At 49.2% G+C, this 18,094-nt stretch carries 17 protein-coding genes, 3 tRNA genes and 2 pseudogenes; 17 read left to right on the top strand and 5 right to left on the bottom strand.

All coding sequences use genetic code 11. The features are described from left to right. The first annotated feature begins 294 nt into the window (after positions 1 to 294). The 3 genes from EIP93_RS16990 (at position 295) to EIP93_RS16980 (ending at position 1,684) form a co-directional block, all read left to right on the top strand. A complete protein-coding gene (locus tag EIP93_RS16990; protein ID WP_125233004.1) occupies positions 295 to 666 on the top strand; it encodes a hypothetical protein in 372 nt (123 codons plus the stop codon). A 278-nt stretch (positions 667 to 944) separates the two neighbouring features. Continuing rightward, positions 945 to 1,241, top strand: coding sequence for a toxin C-terminal domain-containing protein (locus tag EIP93_RS16985; RefSeq protein WP_206428380.1), 297 nt, complete (start codon positions 945 to 947; stop codon positions 1,239 to 1,241). A 2-nt stretch (positions 1,242 to 1,243) separates the two neighbouring features. Then, complete coding sequence (locus EIP93_RS16980) at positions 1,244 to 1,684, top strand: hypothetical protein (protein ID WP_125233002.1); 441 nt, start codon at positions 1,244 to 1,246, stop codon at positions 1,682 to 1,684. Between the two features lie 61 nt (positions 1,685 to 1,745). Here EIP93_RS16980 and EIP93_RS23100 read toward each other — a convergent pair. Continuing rightward, positions 1,746 to 2,089 (bottom strand): annotated as a pseudogene (locus EIP93_RS23100) (SymE family type I addiction module toxin). 71 nt (positions 2,090 to 2,160) lie between these two features. Between EIP93_RS23100 and EIP93_RS23095 the strand changes: the two are divergent. The 3 genes and pseudogenes from EIP93_RS23095 to EIP93_RS22945 form a co-directional block, all read left to right on the top strand. Continuing rightward, positions 2,161 to 2,423, top strand: a pseudogene (locus EIP93_RS23095) (hypothetical protein); the annotation flags it as partial. A 266-nt stretch (positions 2,424 to 2,689) separates the two neighbouring features. After that, a complete protein-coding gene (gene pvcA / locus EIP93_RS16960; protein ID WP_420899351.1) occupies positions 2,690 to 3,649 on the top strand; it encodes an L-tyrosine isonitrile synthase in 960 nt (319 codons plus the stop codon). A 286-nt stretch (positions 3,650 to 3,935) separates the two neighbouring features. After that, a complete protein-coding gene (locus tag EIP93_RS22945; protein ID WP_241229559.1) occupies positions 3,936 to 4,124 on the top strand; it encodes a hypothetical protein in 189 nt (62 codons plus the stop codon). A gap of 452 nt (positions 4,125 to 4,576) precedes the next feature. On the opposite strand, the gene grxB is transcribed toward EIP93_RS22945, so the two are convergent. Beyond that, positions 4,577 to 5,212 carry a glutaredoxin 2 gene (grxB, locus tag EIP93_RS16950; protein ID WP_039494458.1) on the bottom strand — a complete coding sequence of 212 codons (636 nt, stop codon included), beginning with the start codon at positions 5,210 to 5,212 and terminating at the stop codon, positions 4,577 to 4,579. A 216-nt stretch (positions 5,213 to 5,428) separates the two neighbouring features. On the opposite strand from grxB, the gene EIP93_RS16945 reads away from it, so the two are divergent. After that, positions 5,429 to 6,310 (top strand): LysR family transcriptional regulator, encoded by an 882-nt coding sequence (locus EIP93_RS16945; RefSeq protein WP_103972170.1) that lies wholly within the window; start codon positions 5,429 to 5,431, stop codon positions 6,308 to 6,310. Positions 6,311 to 6,425: 115 nt separating this feature from the next. After that, positions 6,426 to 7,622 (top strand): MFS transporter, encoded by a 1,197-nt coding sequence (locus EIP93_RS16940; protein ID WP_109226149.1) that lies wholly within the window; start codon positions 6,426 to 6,428, stop codon positions 7,620 to 7,622. Positions 7,623 to 7,888: 266 nt separating this feature from the next. Here EIP93_RS16940 and EIP93_RS16935 read toward each other — a convergent pair whose 3' ends face one another. The 3 genes from EIP93_RS16935 to EIP93_RS16925 form a co-directional block, all read right to left on the bottom strand. Next, positions 7,889 to 9,487, bottom strand: coding sequence for a sensor domain-containing diguanylate cyclase (locus tag EIP93_RS16935; RefSeq protein ID WP_125233000.1), 1,599 nt, complete (start codon positions 9,485 to 9,487; stop codon positions 7,889 to 7,891). 147 nt (positions 9,488 to 9,634) lie between these two features. Beyond that, positions 9,635 to 10,309, bottom strand: coding sequence for a MarC family NAAT transporter (locus EIP93_RS16930; RefSeq protein WP_103972173.1), 675 nt, complete (start codon positions 10,307 to 10,309; stop codon positions 9,635 to 9,637). Positions 10,310 to 10,391: 82 nt separating this feature from the next. Further along, positions 10,392 to 10,880 carry an SRPBCC family protein gene (locus EIP93_RS16925; protein ID WP_107333318.1) on the bottom strand — a complete coding sequence of 163 codons (489 nt, stop codon included), beginning with the start codon at positions 10,878 to 10,880 and terminating at the stop codon, positions 10,392 to 10,394. 481 nt (positions 10,881 to 11,361) lie between these two features. Here EIP93_RS16925 and EIP93_RS16920 point away from each other — a divergent pair, with 481 nt between their 5' ends. The 9 genes from EIP93_RS16920 (at position 11,362) to EIP93_RS16880 (ending at position 18,043) form a co-directional block, all read left to right on the top strand. Next, on the top strand, positions 11,362 to 11,697 hold the full coding sequence (locus EIP93_RS16920; RefSeq protein ID WP_116362514.1) for a hypothetical protein: 336 nt from the start codon (positions 11,362 to 11,364) through the stop codon (positions 11,695 to 11,697). 235 nt (positions 11,698 to 11,932) lie between these two features. Continuing rightward, complete coding sequence (gene pncC / locus EIP93_RS16915) at positions 11,933 to 12,427, top strand: nicotinamide-nucleotide amidase (protein ID WP_103862886.1); 495 nt, start codon at positions 11,933 to 11,935, stop codon at positions 12,425 to 12,427. Positions 12,428 to 12,534: 107 nt separating this feature from the next. Beyond that, positions 12,535 to 13,608, top strand: coding sequence for a recombinase RecA (gene recA, locus EIP93_RS16910; RefSeq protein ID WP_103862885.1), 1,074 nt, complete (start codon positions 12,535 to 12,537; stop codon positions 13,606 to 13,608). Between the two features lie 45 nt (positions 13,609 to 13,653). Beyond that, the gene (gene recX / locus EIP93_RS16905; RefSeq protein WP_119158327.1) at positions 13,654 to 14,148 is read left to right on the top strand and encodes a recombination regulator RecX; all 495 of its coding nucleotides are present in this window, start codon (positions 13,654 to 13,656) and stop codon (positions 14,146 to 14,148) included. Between the two features lie 137 nt (positions 14,149 to 14,285). Next, positions 14,286 to 16,913, top strand: a complete 2,628-nt coding sequence (alaS, locus tag EIP93_RS16900) for an alanine--tRNA ligase (RefSeq protein WP_109226147.1) — start codon at positions 14,286 to 14,288, stop codon at positions 16,911 to 16,913. Positions 16,914 to 17,237: 324 nt separating this feature from the next. Further along, complete coding sequence (gene csrA / locus EIP93_RS16895; RefSeq protein ID WP_005972168.1) at positions 17,238 to 17,423, top strand: carbon storage regulator CsrA; 186 nt, start codon at positions 17,238 to 17,240, stop codon at positions 17,421 to 17,423. 294 nt (positions 17,424 to 17,717) lie between these two features. Then, positions 17,718 to 17,810, top strand: a tRNA-Ser gene (locus EIP93_RS16890). An 8-nt stretch (positions 17,811 to 17,818) separates the two neighbouring features. Then, a tRNA-Arg gene (locus EIP93_RS16885) sits at positions 17,819 to 17,895 on the top strand. Between the two features lie 71 nt (positions 17,896 to 17,966). Further along, positions 17,967 to 18,043 (top strand) — tRNA-Arg (locus EIP93_RS16880). Positions 18,044 to 18,094: the final 51 nt, after the last annotated feature.

Here is an 18,094-nt window from a genome sequence, read left to right as displayed (position 1 = left end):
CTAAGGCGCTCCGGCGGTAAATGTCGCCCGGCCAGCGCTCACCTCAGTTGTTCTCTGCCACAATCGTTGCTGGCCGAACGTCATTCAACATAATGTGGCATTACGCGAAAGCCGCTGAACGCGGCCAACGCGTAACGAACATTATGTCGGCGCCGTCTACCACAAGGGCGCGCTGCGGTCTTCTTCCATATCGGTGAGCGGCTGGCCGCCGGGGTTGGGTTCTTGGCGCGGTGTGGCGCACAGCTCGCCAGCTCGCTCTGCTGCGAACCTCAGCGTGCTTCCCTGGCTCTGACGGTGTGGCCGCCTTCCCTGGCGGCGCAGGCTCCGGCGTCAGCCTTCAGCAAACATCAACGTCAACAGAGCAAGGGTTGTCGGCCTGCGGCCTCCGCTGAAGGGCTTTATGCCCGCCCGGCTGCGTCTGGCTGCGCGGGGTCGCAGTCGGCAGGCTCCTTGCTCCTTCCCCGCTCGCCAGCTTCCGCTCCCCGCCCCGGTGTGGCGTGGTCATGCAAACCTGCCGCTCCCTCCGGCACGGTGCACCAGAGCGTCTCGGGGCGACGCTTGCGGACTCTTTGCCGCCCGCACCCGCAGAACCCGCCCGGCTTCCCCAAACGAGTTGCGGAAGTCGCGCGGGTTGCCGTGGTAAACCCCAAAAGACAAAACGACTAATGGCAGCGGCTGACGCCGCTGCTATGATGTGGCGCAGGCAGACAGGGACGTCACAGCATGGCGGTAGCGTGTCCGGGGCTAAAAGTGCGCGTCGGGGTGTTCGGGTTAAGACGGTGTTAAACTGGCGAAAAACGTGACTTAAAAAGCACGTTGCATCAATAGGTTAAGTACGCTAAAAAGTACGACCGTGTCGGGATCGTCCCTATGACCCTATAGGGCGGCTTGGAGGCCGCAGACCGCAGGGATATGTTCACAATCCGTTAGAGTGGGTTGACCCGTTGGGGTTGACTAAAGAAGGTTGTGATGGGGAAAATAGCCCAGAGAATTCAAAAACTCCTCCTAAGAGCCATAAGGAACAAGCAGCAGAACTTGGCTACTCAAAAACAAATGAGCGTTCTCATGGTCAACCTGTTTATGTGAATAAAAAAGCACCAAGAGACGTAAGGTATATCACACCTGATGTCGATGGGCATAATGGTGGTTTTTGGAAAGGTGCTGATAGCGTGAAGAATTTAGGAAGTAGAAAAACTAGGTCTGGAACATACGATGCTAATCTAAATAGGATAGGGGATTAGTTATGAGATATTCTTACAGAGTTACTAAATATCAAAATATCGATGGTGAAATTTATTCACTTCCAGATGAATGGACTAGTTTTTTTGATGTTGGTGATAAAGTTGATATTGATGAATATGAGAAAGTAGAAAATCAATATATTGATTTTATAGTGAATGCTTCTTTATTTTTCTCTGTCGATAATTTTCAACTTAAAGATGTTGAGTTAAATGGTGGTGTTCATTATTCAAATGAACAAGAAGTTAGTGTTGAATCAGTTAAGAATGTTGTAAAAAGTATATTAAGGGAAGATGTCTGGTGTAAATTAGTGAGTGATGATATTGAATTCCATTTTGGGTATGATTTTTATATGTATTTTTTATCAAATAAAAATCCTGACTGTTTTCTTAAAGAGCTAAATTCACCACTAACAGTGCAAGTATACAACTCACCATATTCATAAGTTTGATGCCGGAAGAGATCTGACGATCCTTCCGGCTTTTTATTTTTATCTGTTTGTATTATTACGCCAGCATATTTTCCACCTCTGCCCGAATGGTTATTTTACCGGGCAGCACGTTAATCCTTAATGGCTGGCCGAGCAACCCGCTCAGGGTGAGCCAGTCGCCTGCCAGTGTCAGTTCGCCGTTGTCACTCATCCAGTCTGCGCCTTCCGTCTCGCTACCACCCAGTTCAGCCATCCGTATCGCGATATCGGTATCTTCATCCAGCCGTGTCAGTAGCAGCCCGTTCGGTAAAGCTGAATACGGAACAGGGTATTTGCGGTAAAGCCTGCCAGCGCCAGTTCATCGCCCGTTAACGTCAGCTCCGGCAGGTTGCCGTGGTGGAAAGCGTATCTGATGCTCATCGCGCACTCTCCATGTTCAACCCGCCGGGAAAGCGGTTGAGCCAGCTTGCGGCGGCTCGTTCATCAAACGGGGCTATGCTGAGGGCTTGCAGGTGCGGCGCTGGGAATATGACGGCGTGCGCGAGTCACCGTCGAAAGTGGTGTACGAAGACGGCAGCGAGACGCGGTTTGGTTACGATGTGGAAGGTAACCTGACGGCAGTGATGGATGCGTTGGGTCAGCGTTACCAGTTCCGCTGCGCGTTCGATAATCTGCTGGAAGCGACGGACCCGCTGGGGCGACGGTGCGCGTCCACTACAATGCGGAAGCGGAGTTCGCCGGGGTGGCAAATAATTAGAGGCGCGACGTACGATACTGAAAAAATGAAAGAGATCAATCTGTACCGTTACTTATCCTCGTTTTTAATAATTACGTCCTTAATCCTTATTATATCTATTTATGATCTAATTTAATTATTAGCAGCGTAAATAAAAATACTGAATATGTTATTCAGTATTTTTATTGTATTCGCGTAAGGATTTTATTCTATTGTTTCTACGCCACTGCTATGTAGTTTATTCATTTTTTTAAATTAATGTAAAGCAATAAGGTTTTTTGTATATGATGAATAATGAATTAGTTTTATCGCTAATATTAAGTGAGTTAATTCAATATCGGCGTAGATTTACCCAGTCGACGAAATCAATTAGTGAAGAAGAATCTCAGGTGACTCTGGTTCAATTACCCAGGATTCGAGCATTTGTTGAAGAGGGGCGTCAAATTGAACTTATTCTGCCTGCGTTTCCAGTTAAATCTCCGAACCCTTATAAAGTGCTGGGTAGAGTACCGGATATGGCGGAACGTTTGTCCCTGATCTTTCTGAATTCACTATGTCAGCGCATTCAGCTTTATTACCCGGCAGGCGCGCACATCCGTATTTGCTCGGATGGACATGTATTCGGTGACCTGATTGGGACTAGTGACGAAACGATTAACACCTATCAGGATGAGATTGAAAATTTACTGCATGAGTTGGGGGCTATTCATCTCAGTGTCTTTAATCTTAAGGACGTAGAGAATATGGCGCCACTCACTGCTGACTATGATCATCTTCGCCAGCAGTTGGTTGAGGATTACGCCGAGTCAGAAGAGGAGATCAAGGCGCAGCTCATGCAGAGCGAAGAAGGCTTGCAGCTTTATCGTTCAATAACCCGCTTTCTCTATGAGGATAGCCTGCGGCCTGACTATACCGGCTCTAATGCGGCCTTACAGAAGGATGCCAAAAAGCGCGCGTGTGGCGTTATTCAACGCAGCTGGGCGTGGGGCAACCTGCTTGCTGAACAATTCCCAGATGCCATCCGATTATCTATTCACCCTCAGCCTTCGGACAGCCTGAAGCTGGGTATTCATATGATGCCGACTAAGGACGATTGGTTGACGCCCTGGCATGGTGTGGCCGCCAATGTTAATGGGCAGTTTGTGCTGATGAAGAATGCAGATGCACAGCAGTTGGACGGTGAGGTTGTGGAGATCCGCGGTACGCCTAGCCATTACTTAGTTAAACAGCCTGATATGGCGTAAGCGTACTGTCCTCGTCTTATCGTTCACTGAGACACGCTCGCTATTTGGTTGAGTAGGGGAACGATGTCACGCTGTTTAGCGGCGCATTGTTCCGTGAGCAGGCGGAGGCCGCTGGAGTCGGGTTATCCTTGTGTCACTTGAATGATTTTATGTCGCAGTTTCATCGTAGTAACGTGCTGAAATTGGTCACGCGTTATGGGGTGAAACCGTGCCCCATAACGCTATTGCGGATCATGTTTTTAAAATAGAATACGCGCACGGATGTTCTATCGCAGGGTTGCAGTAAATGAAGCTATTTTTGGCCGTGATTTTTTCATTATTGATGATTCCCCAGACCGGTTTTTCGGCAACCAAAACGGATGCGCTGACGATGCTGAAGCATTTAGATGTGACTACTTTCCGCAGTTCTTTTGGGCCGAAGCATTTCCCTAAGGGAACGCTGCTGAAGGATACCGGTGACTATGTGTTTAGCTAGGAAAAAGACTGGGCAGACGCAGCGCGAAAAGATGGCAGTTGGACGTATTCACTGCGTATTATCTCGGAAAATGAAAAAGAGATCATTGCCTGTTTCGTGGATGATGCTCACATTGGGAGTTACTTTTCAAGGAAGCCTTTCCTGATAAAGAAAACGAAAAATACTCAGGCGTATTCCGTGATCGAGCCTGATCACGATGTAGAAGGATGTGAGCTCAATCCCAAGGATCAATAATCCTGATTTCGGTAAATGAACAACGTTATCCGAACGTTGCTAAAAATAAGGAGCTGCTATAAGCCGCTCCTTTGTTGTTTCTATACCCGTTATACTTCAAGTTGCATGTGCGTCGGCTGCGTTCAGTCACCCGAATCACTTACTTGAGTAAGCTCATCGGGATTCCTTCCCTTACCGCCTTCCTGAAACTCGAATTATTTAGGGTATATATTTTTATTTTACAGCGCCTTATCGGTCAGCAAGGCAACCTTGCTGGCTGTTGAGACACGCTCAAGGTATGCGTGAACGTTAGGGCCAAACTGCACGCCTTTCACGATCGTGAGCGACAGTAAGATTGGGAACAGAATAAAATCGGTGGTGGAAATGGCGCTGACGTTTGCCAAACGCGGCTCCAGCGCGTCGAGTTTCTGCTCCACTTCCGCAATCAGCTCCGGCGTTTTTGCTATTAGTGCATCCAGATCGCCGAAGGCTTTCTCTTCACGCAGAATGTAGGCATGACGCGCCTCTGGCGTGGAAAGTTCTTTGAAGTCGGCTTTTGTGAAGCGAGGGATCGCAAGGTTAAACACCGCGCTGGAAACGGATTTACACCAGGCTTCAATCTCAGCATCAACCGGCTTGTCGGCGATTAATGGCGCTTGTTTGCTGTCGACATAGTGGACGATATCCATGCTTTCCGGCATGAAACTGCCATCTTCTTTCTGCAAGATAGGCACCACTTTGCGGCCCACCATGCGCGTTGGCGTGTCGATGTCGCCTTCCATAATGACGGATTGCTCAACAGGCAGATTTTTCAGACCAAAAATCATTCTGGCTCTGACACAGAATGGGCAGTGTTCGTAAATGAAAAGTTTCATGCATCGCCTCGTAAGATTTTGAAAAAAGGCAGCAAAAATTTGCCGGCTCGGTCATGACAAGTCATGCCATCAGAGTAATACCTGATACGGTCGGCGGTAAAGTGAATGTGCCTGACGATGGTGATAACAGGGAAAAGAAGGGCGCGGTGTGGAGCCGCCTTATCCTCGCCGGATTACGGTATGATGCAGTGAAACCCCTTTTGCTGAAGAGAAATCATGGATCGCCTGAGCGCGCTGGAAACTTTTATCTGCGTTTTTGAAACGGGTTCGTTTTCCGCTGCGTCTCGCAGGCTCGGTATTGGGCAGCCTGCGGTTTCCAAAGCGATTATGCAGCTTGAAAATCAGCTGGCAACGCCGCTGCTGCTCCGTTCTACCCGAGGGCTGACACCGACAGAAGCTGGGCAGAATTTTTATGAGCAAATCTCCCCCGCGTTAAAGGTACTGAGGGATGCCCAAGAGCATGTGGTTAGCGGGAGCGCTGCGCTGTCTGGGCGGCTACGCATCTGCGCGCCCGTCACCTTTGCCAGACTGCACATTATGCCGCGACTCTATGAATTCATGGCAGAACATCCGCAACTGAATATTGATGTCATTCTGGACGATCGTCCGATCGATCTGATTGCTGAAGGAATTGATGTGGCACTGCGTTTGGGTGAAATGAAGGATTCAAGCCTGATCGCCCAGCGGTTGGCCTCGTGTTCCATGCGGCTCTTAGCGACACCCGATTATTTTGCCGTTCATGGCATGCCAGCTTCTCCTGATGCACTGGCTGCGCATCCTGCCGTCATTTATTTGCAGGGAGAGAGAACCGATCGCTGGATTTTTTCTCGGGATGGAACACAGACCACGGTATTCCCCAATGGGCGTATCCGTGTTTCTGCGGCGGAAGGCGTGCGTGCTGCGGTGCTATCCGGCGTAGGGTTGGCCGTCGCTTCCGAATGGATGTTTGCACCAGAACTGGAGAGCGGACAGGCCGTCACCGCGCTGGATTCATGGTCGCTGGGTAAGATGGACCTGTGGGCTGTCTATCCCGGAGGCCGCATGACATCAGCTCGCGCTAGAATTTTTACCGATTTCGTTCAGCGTCTTTTCTCCTGATTCATTCCTACTCGGAATAGCTGATATCCATTTTACCTCTCTACTGGGAATGAGTACGACGTCTTATGCTCTACTCATTGCTTGCCGATTTCCGGCAGGAAACACACAGACAGGTATGATGATGAGCACATTATCCAGTGAAGCCGATGTCAGAACGCAGCAGGTTCCCAGCAAAGTATTGATTTTCTCGATGGCCGCAGCCAGCGGTATTTCTGTTGCCAATATCTATTACAACCAACCGATGCTAGGCGTGATCGGCGAAAGTTTTACGTCAAGCGGGGTGGTTTCTCTGATCCCAACCGTGACGCAGTTGGGCTACGCCTTGGGACTGCTACTGCTGGTTCCGCTCGGTGATAAGTTCGATCGGCGTCGGCTGATCGTGTGGCAATTTTTGCTGCTGGCGTTGGCCTCTGCGTTTGCTGCATTGTCGACATCGGCTTTTGCCTTGTTAAGTGCCTCATTGCTTATTGGCTTTGGTGCCACCGCCGCACAGCAGATTGTTCCGGCTGCGGCGGCACTTGCCGATGCGAAGCAGCGCGGCGCGATTGTCGGAACGGTGATGAGTGGATTGCTCAGTGGCATCCTGCTTAGCCGTACGATTGCGGGCCTGGTGGCGGAAAGCGCAGGCTGGCGGGAGATGTTCTGGCTGAGCGTGCCGCTGGCGCTGGCGGGCGCGTGGGCAATGGGAAGAATGTTACCAGCTTCACTATCGAACCAAACCGTTCGTTACCGTGAGCTGATGCGTTCACTGGTAACGCTGTGGCAGGGGGAGCGTGCATTGCGTAAAGCCACACTGATTCAGGCGCTGCTGTTTGCATCGTTCAGCGCGTTCTGGAGCGTGCTTGCTCTGTATCTGGAAAGTGGACGCTTTCACATGGGCGCTGCCGCTGCGGGTCTGTTCGGCGTGATTGGTGTCGTGGGCATTTTTGCGGCTCCACTAGCTGGAAGACTGGCCGATAGAGCCGGCAGTCGCCCGGTTGTGATTGCCGGATCGCTGTTAACGCTGCTCTCATGGGGAATATTCATCGGTTTCGATTCCATCATTGGCCTGATTATCGGCGTTGTCCTGCTCGATCTCGGCGTGCAAAGTGCGTTAATTGCCAATCAACATGTGATTTATGGACTCGGTGAAGCCGCCAGAGGCCGGATCAATACCGTATTCATGGGCGGCATGTTTCTGGGGGGCGCAGCGGGGTCTTCGGTTGCGATGGCCGCATGGCATCAGGGAGGATGGTTGATGGTTGGGGGGCTTGCCAGCGTTCTGGCCATCGTGGCGCTGCTGGCTGCGATGATGAACCCCCAAAAAGCCTAATTGCTATCGGGGAAAGCAGGTTGAAATAGCCAGATATGGCGGCTAGTAAGTATCGCCAATGTTGTTTTACAACCGGTAGATTAACCTTACTTGCCGATGACAATACTATACATTTGGCTTGCTATAGTCCTTGCATCCCTTGTCAGTACCTCACATCTCTGTGAGTGTTGTGTAGTTAACCATCCCTGTCATTAGAATGACCTTACCCGCCTCGTGCGGGTTTTTTTTGCCTGATTTTCAGCGAGCTGGATTGGTGCTGAGTGTGCTTATTCTGTCTCGCTCTTGATTGAACTGTCGGGAACGGTTTTGGTAACGACTCGGTTTCTGCCTTCATGCTTAGCCTGATAAAGGGCATCATCCGCGATTTTCAAAACGCTATCGATCTGCTCCTCTCCCGGAATAAAACAGGTGACGCCTAATGAAATTGTGATGTTTTCAGGAATGGGCAGCGGCATTTTTTCGACTTTTTTACGCAGCCGTTCGGCAATTTCGGCGGCTTGCTCTATGTCCGTATCGGGCAAGAGCGCGAGGAACTCCTCCCCTCCGGTACGGCCGATCAGATCGGATTCGCGTGAACCCTGTTTTATGTTTTTAGCCAGTATCCTGATGACATCGTCGCCAACATTGTGCCCATAGGTATCATTCATGTGTTTGAAGTGGTCGATATCAATCACGATAGCGGCAACCTGATGACTCTTCGACAGAATGAGTTCGATGTTTTCATAGATACCACGGCGGTTGAGTAACCCGGTGAGCGGATCGGTGTGGGCTTGCAAACTCAGTTTGCCAATTCGTTTGTGTAGCAGCAGAGTACCGAAAAGAATGACGCGTTTTAGTTGGTCAACCTCAAAATACCAGGAGGGGACTTTCTTAATTTTTTCAATGACGTCAGATTCCTCCATTTTACTGGCAGAAACGGCCAGTAAGCGCAGAGGGTTGGCAATAGAGAAAGCGAGTAGGGTGAGAGCAATAAGCGTTAATATCATCACTGGCGCACCTTCATATAAGACGGAGCGCATCACGCTGTCGAGCAAATCGATAACGGTTTGAGAAGGGTGCAAGGTAATGATGATCCAGCCGGATGAATTGACCGTATCAAAACCCGCCAGAGACGGCATGCCCTGCATATCGGGCATGGCGGCGGTGCCACTCTTCTTGTCCCGAAACACTTCTTTGATTCTTTCGTCGCTGACGGGCTTACCGACCCACTGCTTATCCTGATGGTAGAGAACAACCCCATTTTTATCGATCACGTAAACGCTGGAGTAATCGTTATAGAAATGGGTATTCATGAATTCGTTTAAGACGCTTTCACTCTTTAAATAAATCGTCCCGCCGATGTAACCGAGATAATTCCCCTGTTTGTCTTTTATCGGGGAAGACACCAGTACGATTAAATTCCCTGTCATAGAGACATAAGGCTGGCTGATTAACGGTTTCTGTTCCTCCAACGCCAGCTTGCTAGCCTCTGAAGTCAGTGTATTTCCTTTCAGGTTCAGCGAGGTTGGATAAACCGCTTGTATCTTATTCTGGGTATCCGCAATGAAAATAGAATTGAAACTTTGGCTCATGCGGTATGTCTGTTCACTTTTCTCCAGTAGCGCGGCATCGTCACTAAAACTCTCGGCGACTGATGTCGCGCTGTAAGCCAGCTCCTGCTGTGCCGAAGATAAAAAACTTTCTGTGGTAGCCGCTAATTTGGACGAATAGTTAAGGTTTGAACTCAGTATCTGATCGGTAATGAGTTTCTTCTGTACGTTATAAACGGCCACATAGGCGTTGGTCAGCGTGATGATCATGCTGACAATAGCGAGCGATAAAATGAGTGAACGTAAATTGATTGGGAACCGTTTTCTTATTTTCATGGTGGCCGCACCTACTTTCCGCTAGGTAAGCAAAATTAATCTTTATTGTTGTTATGTAACACAGGCTGAACATCTCTTACGGCCGTTAAATAAACCCCGCTATTCAAAGTTATAGACGCTAATTGGGCTATCTGGCAACGTTTCAACTTAATGGAGGGAATGCACGATCTCCAGCGTACCGTTTATGATGAACTGCACGCCCATGCAAACCAGCAGGAATCCCATCAGCCGTGAAATGGCTTCAATACCGCTTTTCCCGATCAGCCGCATAATCAGGCCAGAACTTTTCAGGCTGAGCCAGACGATCAAGCTGATCAACATAAACGTGAGTACGGGGGCAACGGTAATCACCCATGGCGTGATATCGACGCCGCTCTTGATTTGTGAGGCAGAACTGATGATGAGGGCAATAGTTCCTGGCCCCGCGGTGCTTGGCATCGCCAGTGGAACGAAGGCGATATTGACGTCATTGGCAGAGAAACTGTCGTTAATTTCTTCTTTTTTGCTTTTGACTTCAGGTGCATGTTCTGGCTTTTGCTGAGGAAAAAGCATGCGAAAACCGATAAATGCCACGATGAGTCCACCGGCAATGCGCAACCCAGGAATGGAAATTCCGAAGGTATTCATCACGACCTGACCCGCGTAGTACGCGACGGTCATAATGATGAAAACGTAGATCGAGGCCTGAAAGATCTGACGATTTCGTTCCCCCTGGCTCATGTTGCCGGACATCGCTAAAAATACCGCTACCGTTGTCAGTGGGTTCGCGAGTGGCAGGATTAACACCAGACCAAGACCAATGGTTTGAATCAATTCCAGCATTCTACGTTCCTTTTAGTGGGGCGCTTTCGTCAGTTCAGAAAAATGGTCAATGATGACCTGTTGCTATGGTGTCTGATGCAGCTTACGCCAGCTCATCCTCCGCTAATTTTTTGAAACGATAGAGCGTTTTCGTCAGCATATCGCGGGAAAACATATCAAACATTTGGCCGATCTTTTTCCCAATCAAGCCCCCCGGTGGATTGTAGCGAATCGTCAGCGTTACGGTTGTACCCGCTTCCGATGTGGCAGGTTGAAAAGAAAGCCTGCCTTCATTGGGAACCCGAGCCCCTGCCAGCGAACGCCAGTGGATATACTCCCCCGGTTTTTCATCAATAATACGAGCCTGCCACTCAATGAGCGCGCCAATCGGCGTGTTAATCCGCCAGTTGGAATCGGTATAGTTCAGTATCTCGATACTGGCGAAATGGCCCATCAGGATCGGCAATGTTTCCGGTTTGCGCCAGAGATCAAACAAGCGTTCTGCCGGGCGATTGATCGTAATGCTGCTGCTGATTTTATTGGCATAACTGCCGTTTTTCGCTGCGGTTCTTTTTAAGAAAGAGGGAAACACCCGTCATCCTCCCTAATGGATTATTACCCCTTTATGGGCATATGCACGCCATTCTGACCGATCTCGACCAACGAAGCAAAGCGGAGACGGTGGCGGTAGTGTTGGCGCAGGCTATCACAGCAATCGTCAGAATTTTTCCACGCCTAATGTTGCGTTAATGTTCATTCGGTACTGTAAGTATCAGACAGAAGCCGAATGACGCGCCGCAAAACACCAGGGTTTTTACATAACGATAATAGCAGTACCCCGCCCACTATTTTTAGTGGGCTTTTTTTTATTTATCTTTCCTGTCTAGATATTTTATTTCCATGTGAATTGATATTTATCAATTTATCGCTAATGGGTTTATACCTATTAAGATGTAAAAGATGTTTATCCCTATATTCTGTTTTGTAAATAGCACATTGATTGTGAGGTGATTATACTTTATAAATATGTCGTGATACGTTTATAGCTAGCTTTTATGCTGGTAGGAATAAATATGAGTAACCCATTTGTTGCTAAGTGGAGTCGCAATGGCAACCTGCTTTGCCACGGCCACTGGTTAATATCTTATAAAGAAAAAGAGCTCACGTTACCGGAAAAATATAAAGAAAATCATATGGGAACGATGGGGATTTACTCTATCATCGATCCTGATGATGAAATGTACCGGGACGGGTTAGATGAGGATGATTGGATTCTGGAAAATATCGACTGGCTGGCCGATAGCTTTGAAGAAAATAATATCCCTATCGAAGAGTGCTATTTTAGATATTTCTTTCAGGCTATAAATAAGCAGGACTGGCGATGCACCAGTTGCGCTGGCTGTATGTAAATTGTCCCATCACTATTAATGACTCTTATTCCCTCTGTATCCCTGCCGACCGACAATCTATTAGGGTAGTGCTATTTTCTCTCTGACTATTCGGCGGCGTTTTATTCGCTCTTCTTCGGTTTTCATCCCTTTTTCATCTTCTTTGCTATGCGCTTCGCATACCATGCAGCGGGACGTCTTTTTCGGGGAAAAGTGTTACCCTGAGCCAACAATCCTTGATTAAGATGAGGCGGCAATGACGGAAGCTGACATTCTGCGGTTAAGTGCTTTGGTGGGTGAAAAATTGAAGGCGCGTGGTGCCACGTTGACGTGTGCAGAATCCTGCACCGGAGGCTGGTTGGCTAAGTCTATTACCGATATCGCAGGTAGTTCTGGCTGGTTTGACTACGGCTTTGTGACATACAGCAATCTGGCCAAGCAGCGTCTGGTGAATGTGAACGCAGAAACACTGGAACGGCATGGGGCGGTGAGTGAAGCTGTCGTTAATGAGATGGCCGCAGGGGCTTTACAGGCTGCTGATGCCAATTTTGCCATATCGGTAAGCGGCGTCGCTGGGCCAGACGGGGGGACCGAAGAAAAGCCTGTCGGCACGGTGTGGTTTGGCTTCACAGACAAACAGGGTGGGGCATTCGCCCGGACAATGCGGTTCAGCGGAGACAGAAACGCGGTGCGTCTGCAATCGGTCCATTTTGCGCTACAAACGTTGCTCGATACGTTTCTGAAAAAATAACCTTGATGCTGTATGTGTATACAGTATAATGTCAGTAATTATTCGGCAATTCATGATTAAGCAGCCGCGTAGAGACAGCAGTGCTACGCCGCATGACAGGAGCAGAAATGGCTATTGATGAGAACAAACAAAAGGCACTTGCGGCAGCACTGGGCCAAATCGAAAAGCAATTTGGTAAAGGTTCTATCATGCGGTTGGGCGAGGATCGCTCAATGGATGTTGAAACCATTTCTACTGGTTCTTTGTCCCTTGATATTGCTCTGGGCGCTGGTGGTTTACCGATGGGGCGTATCGTTGAGATTTATGGCCCGGAATCTTCCGGTAAAACAACGCTGACCTTACAGGTTATTGCTGCCGCTCAGCGCGAAGGCAAAACGTGTGCGTTTATCGATGCTGAGCATGCGCTGGACCCGATTTATGCGAAAAAGCTTGGCGTAGATATCGATAACTTGCTGTGTTCTCAGCCGGATACCGGCGAGCAAGCGTTGGAGATCTGTGATGCGCTAACGCGCTCTGGCGCTGTTGACGTTATCATCGTCGACTCCGTTGCAGCATTGACGCCGAAAGCCGAAATTGAAGGCGAAATCGGCGACTCCCACATGGGGCTGGCTGCACGTATGATGAGCCAGGCGATGCGTAAATTGGCGGGTAACCTGAAGCAAGCCAATACGCTGCTGATCTTCATTAACCAGATTCGTATGAAAATCGGTGTGATGTTCGGTAACCCTGAAACCACTACCGGTGGTAACGCACTGAAGTTTTACGCCTCTGTTCGTCTGGATATTCGTCGTACTGGCGCTATCAAAGAAGGCGAAGAAGTTGTCGGCAGCGAAACCCGCGTGAAAGTGGTGAAGAATAAAGTAGCAGCACCGTTTAAACAGGCTGAATTCCAAATTCTGTACGGCGAAGGCATCAATATCCACGGTGAGCTGGTTGACCTGGGTGTGAAACACAAACTGATCGAAAAAGCCGGTGCTTGGTATAGCTACAACGGCGATAAGATCGGTCAGGGTAAAGCCAATGCCTGCAATTTCCTGAAAGAGAACCCGACGATTGCCGCTGAACTGGATAAGAAATTGCGTGAAATGCTGCTGCATAAAGGCAATGAACTGACGCCTGCCGCTGCCAGTAATAGCCGTGACGAAGATGAATTCGCTGGTGAAGGCAACGAAGAGTTTTAATGGTGGCTGAATTATCGCCGACAGATCACTTCAGCGGGTAGATGGATGAATAAACCATTACGCTATGCGATGAATGTGCTTTCTGTTCGCGATTATAGTGAAACCGAAATACGCCGCAAATGTGCGGCGTATTTATATAAGTCAGAAAGCGAAAAAGCAGAAGATGAAGCAAATGAAGCCACAGCCACAGCTGCTGCAGAAGATGTGGAAGCGGCTATTGCGTACTGCAAGGAACATGGTTGGCTGGATGACGAGCGGTATGCTCGCCGCTATATCAGCAGCCGGAGCCGCAAAGGCTATGGTGCCCAGCGGATCAAAATGGAGCTAAGCCAGAAAGGAATCGATAAAACAACGTTAGCCACAGCATTAAACGAGAGTGATATCGATTGGTGTGCGCTGGCGAAATCGGTTGTGGAACGAAAATTCGGGCATCCTCTGTCCGATGAATGGAAAGACAAAGTCAAACATCAGCGATATCTGCTCTATCGTGGCTTCTTTCATGAAGAAATCCAGTCAATTTATACGAATTTTTCAGATTGAACGCACACGGGATTTTACTTCCCATCGAAGAAAATTTATCTTATTCCCACTTTTTGTTCGTGAGTTGCTCGGTAACGTCAGCATGCTGGACTAACCTTGCCCGCGATCTGTTCTTCTAGCTTGATTCCAGGACAATTATGAGCAAGAGCACCGCTGAGATCCGTCAAGCGTTTCTCGATTTTTTCCACAGTAAGGGACACCAGGTTGTTGATAGCAGCTCTCTGGTGCCGAACAACGATCCGACATTGTTATTCACCAATGCGGGTATGAACCAGTTCAAAGATGTGTTCCTCGGTCTGGATAAACGTAGCTATGTCCGAGCGACGACCTCGCAGCGCTGCGTACGTGCCGGTGGTAAACATAATGACCTGGAAAACGTAGGTTATACCGCACGCCACCACACCTTCTTTGAAATGCTGGGTAACTTCAGCTTCGGTGACTACTTCAAGCATGATGCGATTCGCTATGCGTGGGAATTGCTGACGTCTCCACAGTGGTTCAATCTGCCGAAAGAAAAACTGTGGGTAACGGTATACGCAACAGATGATGAAGCCTACGACATTTGGGCTGATGAAGTTGGCGTACCGCGCGAAAGAATTATTCGTATTGGTGATAACAAAGGCGGACCTTACGCCTCTGATAATTTCTGGCAGATGGGCGAAACGGGGCCGTGTGGTCCATGTACCGAGATTTTCTACGATCACGGTGAGCACATCGCAGGTGGTCCGCCGGGAAGCCCTGATGAAGACGGCGATCGTTATATCGAAATCTGGAACCTGGTGTTCATGCAGTTCAACCGTCAGGTTGACGGCACAATGTTGCCACTGCCAAAACCTTCCGTCGATACTGGCATGGGGTTAGAGCGCGTTTCTGCTGTCTTGCAGCACGTCAATTCAAACTATGACATTGATTTGTTCAAAACGCTGATTGATGCGGTAGCGAAAGCCGTCGGAACGACGGATTTAACCAATAAATCGCTGCGTGTTATCGCCGACCATATCCGCTCTTGTGCGTTCCTGATTGCCGATGGCGTGATGCCATCTAATGAAAACCGTGGTTATGTTCTGCGCCGTATTATCCGCCGCGCTGCGCGCCACGGTAATATGCTGGGCGCTACGGATGCTTTCTTCTACAAACTGGTTGCGCCGCTGATTCACGTCATGGGGCCAGCGGCTGAAGAATTGAAAAAACAGCAGTCTGTGGTTGAGCAGGCGCTGAAGACGGAAGAAGAGCAGTTTGCCCGCACGCTGGAACGCGGCTTGTCTCTGCTGGACGAAGAAATTAAAAACCTGAAAGGGGATACTCTTGATGGTGAAACGGCCTTCCGCCTGTATGACACCTATGGTTTCCCTGTCGACCTCACTGCCGATGTGTGCCGCGAGCGCGGCCTGAAAGTCGATGAAGAAGGTTTTGAAGCTGCGATGACGGCTCAGCGCCAGCGCGCACGCGAAGCCAGCGGATTTGGCGTAGATTACAACAGCCTCATCCGTGTAGATGAAAACACACCGTTCTGCGGCTATGAAAGAACGCAGCAGCAAGCGAAGGTTATTGCGATTTATCACAATGGAAACGCGGTTGATCAGATTGCGGCAGGTGATGAAGCGGTTGTGATTCTGAACGAAACGCCATTCTATGGTGAATCCGGTGGTCAGGTTGGTGACCAGGGTGAACTGAAAAATGCGGGTGTTAGCTTTACCGTTCAGGATACCCAGAAATACGGTCAGGCAATTGGTCACGTCGGTAAACTGACTCAGGGTACGCTGCGTGTTAACGACAGTGTCGATGCAAACGTTGATAACCAACGCCGTGATCGCATTCGTCTGAACCACTCTGCGACGCACCTGCTACATGCCGCGCTGCGTCAGGTTCTGGGCGATCACGTCGCGCAGAAAGGCTCTCTGGTTAACGATAGCTATCTGCGTTTTGACTTCTCACATACGGAAGCGATGAAACCTGAGCAGATTCGTCAGGTTGAAGATATCGTTAACGCGCAAATCCGCCGTAACCTTACCGTGCAAACGGATGTCATGGCGCTGGATGATGCGAGAGCGAAGGGCGCAATGGCGCTGTTCGGCGAGAAGTACGACGACCATGTCCGTGTTCTGACGATGGGTGATTTCTCCATTGAACTGTGTGGCGGCACGCACGCAAGTCGTACCGGTGATATTGGCCTGTTCCAGATCATTTCTGAATCAGGCACTGCTGCCGGCGTGCGTCGTATTGAAGCGACCACGGGTGAGAATGCGCTGTCTGCGCTGCACCGCCAAAGTGATGTTTTGCAAGACATCGCGCAACTGCTTAAAGGAGATAGTCACAACCTGACGGATAAGGTACGCTCTGTTCTGGATCGTGCCCGCGCGTTGGAGAAAGAGCTTCAGCAGTTGAAGGCTCAGCAAGCGGCGCAGGAAAGCTCGTCGCTGTCTGGCAAAGCAAAAGAGGTTAACGGTGTGAAGTTGTTGGTTACGCAACTGGACAACGTGGATCCTAAACTGCTGCGCACGATGGTTGATGACCTGAAGAATCAGCTTGGATCTGCTGTTATCGTTCTTGGAACGGCGGCAGAAGGGCGGGTTAGCTTGATTTCTGGTGTAACGAAAGATCTGACTGACCGCGTAAAAGCCGGTGAACTTATTGGGTTTGTTGCCCAGCAGGTTGGCGGTAAAGGCGGTGGTCGCCCAGATATGGCTCAGGCTGGTGGTTCAGACGTGTCTTCACTGCCTGCTGCGCTGGCAAGCGTTGAATCTTGGGTTGCTGCTAAGCTGTAAAACGACAGATAACGTTTTATTCGCGTTATCCGACAAAACGCCATAACTTTCTGGTTGTGGCGTTTTTGTCTGCGGAAAAGGATCCGGCAAGCAGGATAGAAAGTGTGTTACCTTCAGATATTCTGAAGCTTTACATGCTCAGTTCTGTTGTTGTGATAACAAAAGCACAAGCTACTGATATCGACTAAACTAACAAGTAGTGACAAACCGGAGTGTGATGGTGTGGTTATACCATCGTCTAGGTTTACGTTTTCACAGCACATGATGGATAATGGCGGGGAGACAGAGAGACCCGACTCTTTATAATCTTTCAAGGAGCAAAGAATGCTTATTTTGACTCGTCGAGTTGGCGAAACCCTCATGATCGGCGATGAGGTAACGGTTACCGTATTAGGAGTGAAAGGCAACCAGGTGCGTATTGGTGTTAATGCACCTAAAGAGGTTTCTGTCCACCGTGAAGAGATCTATCAGCGTATTCAGGCCGAAAAATCTCAACCAACGTCATATTGATTGACAATGCGTCTCGTGTTCGCGGGACGCAATTGTTATTTCCGGTTTTTCCCCCACACATTTATCGATATATCTATTTTTACTGTGCGCTTCCTTTGGCAAGGTAACCGCCTGTTTTACTGTCGATAAAATAGACTTTTTGTTGTGAAAGTGTGCGTCTTGGATGCGAATTGTTCAAACGAACACAAGGTGGGAAAAATTGTTTGACTTATAAGTCTGGGAAAGTAATATGTGCGCCACGCAGTACCGGTGAGCACTAACAAGAAGTTCTTAGTAGCAAATCAGGTAATGTAAGGTGAGGTGGCCGAGAGGCTGAAGGCGCTCCCCTGCTAAGGGAGTATGCGGTCAAAAGCTGCATCGAGGGTTCGAATCCCTCCCTCACCGCCATTTAATATGCATCCGTAGCTCAGCTGGATAGAGTACTCGGCTACGAACCGAGCGGTCGGAGGTTCGAATCCTCCCGGATGCACCATTAAATACTGCCTTTGCAAGGCAAGTAGTGTTAGTGAAAGCAAGTTTTGTCGCAGATGAAGAATTATCAATGCATCCGTAGCTCAGCTGGATAGAGTACTCGGCTACGAACCGAGCGGTCGGAGGTTCGAATCCTCCCGGATGCACCATATTTCGATATGGATAAGGTTGTTATCTTGTTCTTATAATCAGCCTACGCG

Origin of the sequence: Pectobacterium versatile (assembly GCF_003932035.1) — a bacterium.
GTDB lineage: Bacteria > Pseudomonadota > Gammaproteobacteria > Enterobacterales > Enterobacteriaceae > Pectobacterium > Pectobacterium versatile.
This window is presented reverse-complemented; position numbering and strand designations above follow the sequence as displayed.

Bases quoted from the DNA above. Each gene is read 5' to 3' on its own strand.
- EIP93_RS16980 (WP_125233002.1), top strand. From the start codon at position 1,244: ATGAGATATTCTTACAGAGTTACTAAATATCAAAATATCGATGGTGAA.
- pvcA (WP_420899351.1), top strand. From the start codon at position 2,690: ATGATGAATAATGAATTAGTTTTATCGCTAATATTAAGTGAGTTAATT.
- EIP93_RS22945 (WP_241229559.1), top strand. From the start codon at position 3,936: ATGAAGCTATTTTTGGCCGTGATTTTTTCATTATTGATGATTCCCCAG.
- grxB (WP_039494458.1), bottom strand. From the start codon at position 5,212: ATGAAACTTTTCATTTACGAACACTGCCCATTCTGTGTCAGAGCCAGA.
- EIP93_RS16945 (WP_103972170.1), top strand. From the start codon at position 5,429: ATGGATCGCCTGAGCGCGCTGGAAACTTTTATCTGCGTTTTTGAAACG.
- EIP93_RS16940 (WP_109226149.1), top strand. From the start codon at position 6,426: ATGATGATGAGCACATTATCCAGTGAAGCCGATGTCAGAACGCAGCAG.
- EIP93_RS16935 (WP_125233000.1), bottom strand. From the start codon at position 9,487: ATGAAAATAAGAAAACGGTTCCCAATCAATTTACGTTCACTCATTTTA.
- EIP93_RS16930 (WP_103972173.1), bottom strand. From the start codon at position 10,309: ATGCTGGAATTGATTCAAACCATTGGTCTTGGTCTGGTGTTAATCCTG.
- EIP93_RS16920 (WP_116362514.1), top strand. From the start codon at position 11,362: ATGAGTAACCCATTTGTTGCTAAGTGGAGTCGCAATGGCAACCTGCTT.
- pncC (WP_103862886.1), top strand. From the start codon at position 11,933: ATGACGGAAGCTGACATTCTGCGGTTAAGTGCTTTGGTGGGTGAAAAA.
- recA (WP_103862885.1), top strand. From the start codon at position 12,535: ATGGCTATTGATGAGAACAAACAAAAGGCACTTGCGGCAGCACTGGGC.
- recX (WP_119158327.1), top strand. From the start codon at position 13,654: ATGAATAAACCATTACGCTATGCGATGAATGTGCTTTCTGTTCGCGAT.
- alaS (WP_109226147.1), top strand. From the start codon at position 14,286: ATGAGCAAGAGCACCGCTGAGATCCGTCAAGCGTTTCTCGATTTTTTC.
- csrA (WP_005972168.1), top strand. From the start codon at position 17,238: ATGCTTATTTTGACTCGTCGAGTTGGCGAAACCCTCATGATCGGCGAT.